This window comes from Mesorhizobium sp. M4B.F.Ca.ET.017.02.2.1 (assembly GCF_003998955.1).
Lineage (GTDB): Bacteria > Pseudomonadota > Alphaproteobacteria > Rhizobiales > Rhizobiaceae > Mesorhizobium > Mesorhizobium abyssinicae.
The window spans coordinates 1-2235 of sequence record NZ_RZOF01000556.1 but is presented as its reverse complement, the minus strand read 5'-3'; the positions used below and the strand labels follow the sequence as shown (position 1 = coordinate 2235).

The window sequence follows — 2235 nt, the reverse complement described above, 5'->3', positions numbered from 1 at the left end:
CGGGCTGGCCAGCGGCACGATCCGCCTGGCGATCTCGGACGGATGCGGCAAGGTCTCCGGATCCTCGCCCGGCGCGACCTGCGCGCGCATGGCGGTGCGGGTGGCGCCGGGATCGGCCGCGTTGACCCTGAGCGGCAGGCTCTGCGTCTCATGCGCCCAGGAGCGCATCATCGTCTCGACCGCCGCCTTGGAGGCAGCGTAGGGCGCCCAGAAGGCGCGTGCCGAGTGCGCCGCGTTGGAGGACATGATGATGGCGCGGCCGGCGTCGGACAGGCGCAGCAGCGGGTCGACCGAACGGATCAGCCGCCAGGTCGAGGTGACGTTGATGGTCATCACCTTCTCGAACGTCTTGGCCTCGACATGGCCGATCGGCGTGATGACGCCGAGCACGGCGGCGTTCGCCACGAGGATGTCGAGCTTGCCCCAGCGCTCGTGAATGGCGCCGCCCAGCCGGTCGATGCCGGCCATGTCGGCAAGGTCGAGCGGCACCAGCGTGGCCTCGCCCTTGCCGGTCCTGGCGTGCTCGGCCTTGATCGCATCGTCGAGCTCCTCGAGCCCGCCGACGGTGCGTGCCACCGCGATCACATGCGCGCCGGCGGCAGCCAGTTCCTTGGCCATGAAATAGCCGATGCCGCGCGAAGCGCCGGTGACGACCGCCAGGCGGCCGGAGAGGTCGAGGGTCATGCGAGAGCTTCCGTGAGGTGGTCCGGCCTACGCCCCGCTTGTCGCCAGCAGCGACAGCGTGCGCACATTGTCGTGGCCTTCGAAGTCGAGCAGGCGGGTCGGGTACTGGCCGGTGAAGCAGGCGTCGCAGAACTGCGGCTGGTCGTTGTCGCGCCCGGCCTCGCCGACGGCGCGGTAAAGCCCGTCGATCGACAGGAAGCCGAGCGAATCGACACGGATGAACTCCGCCATCTCCTCGACCGACATGCGCGAGGCGAGCAGCTTCGACTTCTCCGGCGTGTCGACGCCATAGAAGCACGACGCGCTGGTCGGCGGCGAGGCGATGCGCATATGCACTTCCTTGGCGCCGGCGTCGCGCACCATCTGCACGATCTTCTGGCTGGTGGTGCCGCGCACGATGGAATCGTCGACCAGAACCACGCGCTTGCCCTCGATCATGCGGCGGTTGGCGTTGTGCTTGAGCTTGACGCCCATGTGGCGGATCGAATCGCCGGGCTGGATGAAGGTGCGGCCGACATAGTGGTTGCGGATGATGCCAAGCTCGAAGGGGATGCCGGCGGCCTGGGAGAAACCGATCGCGGCCGGCGTGCCGGAATCCGGCACGGGCACCACGATGTCGGCCTCGACCGGGTTTTCCTGCGCCAGTTCGGCGCCGATGCGCTTGCGCACCTCATAGACGTTGCGGCCTTCGACCGAGGAATCCGGCCGCGCGAAGTAGACATATTCGAAGATGCAGAAGCGGGTCTTCTGCGGTTCGAACGGGAACAGGCTCTCGATGCCCTTGGAGGTGATGACGACCATCTCGCCGGGCTTCAGGTCGCGCACGAAGCGGGCGCCGATGATGTCGAGCGCGCAGGTCTCGGAGGCGAGGATCCAGGCGCCATCGAGGTCGCCCAGCACGAGCGGGCGGATGCCCAGCGGGTCGCGGCAGCCGATCATTTTCTTGGCCGTCATGGCGACAAGCGAGAAGGCGCCTTCGACCTGGCGCACCGCGTCGATGAAGCGCGAATTCAGGTCACGCTCCTTGCTGGTGGCGACCAGGTGCAGCAGCGTCTCGGTGTCGGAGGTCGAGGAAAAGATCGAGCCCTGCTTCTGCAGCGCGCGCTGCACGGTCAGCGCATTGGTGAGGTTGCCGTTGTGGGCGACGGCGAGGCCGCCCTCGGCGAGCTCGGCGAAGAAGGGCTGGATGTTGCGCAGGCCGGCGCCGCCGGTGGTGGCGTAGCGGGTGTGGCCGATGGCGCGATTGCCCTGCAGGCTGTCGATGACGCGCTGCTTGGTGAAGGTGTCGCCGATCAGGCCGACATGGCGCTCGACATGGAACTGACTGCCGTCATAAGAGACGATGCCGGCGGCTTCCTGGCCGCGATGCTGCAGCGCGTGCAAGCCGAGTGTGACGATCGCCGCCGCATCCTGCCGGCCGAAAATGCCGAACACGCCGCACTCGTCGTGGAAATGGTCGTCGGCCTCGGCGGAAAGCACGTCGCCTGCGTCTGCCTTCGAAACTGCCATGGGGGCTCAAGCTCCGCTAAAATCGCCATATAAGGCGATCGC

Annotated in this window: 2 protein-coding genes; both read right to left on the bottom strand. The window is 67.5% G+C overall.

Annotation, left to right across the window (positions count from 1 at the left end):
* A partial coding sequence (locus EN738_RS33680) for an SDR family NAD(P)-dependent oxidoreductase (protein ID WP_127287303.1) occupies nucleotides 1-684 on the bottom strand: 684 nt, incomplete at its 3' end.
* A gap of 27 nt (nucleotides 685-711) precedes the next feature.
* Nucleotides 712-2193 carry an amidophosphoribosyltransferase gene (purF, locus tag EN738_RS33675; protein ID WP_127287302.1) on the bottom strand — a complete coding sequence of 494 codons (1482 nt, stop codon included), beginning with the start codon at nucleotides 2191-2193 and terminating at the stop codon, nucleotides 712-714.
* Between the last annotated feature and the right edge of the window lie 42 nt (nucleotides 2194-2235).

Coding starts and splice junctions, on each gene's coding strand:
- purF (WP_127287302.1), bottom strand. CDS start 2,193: ATGGCAGTTTCGAAGGCAGACGCAGGCGACGTGCTTTCCGCCGAGGCC.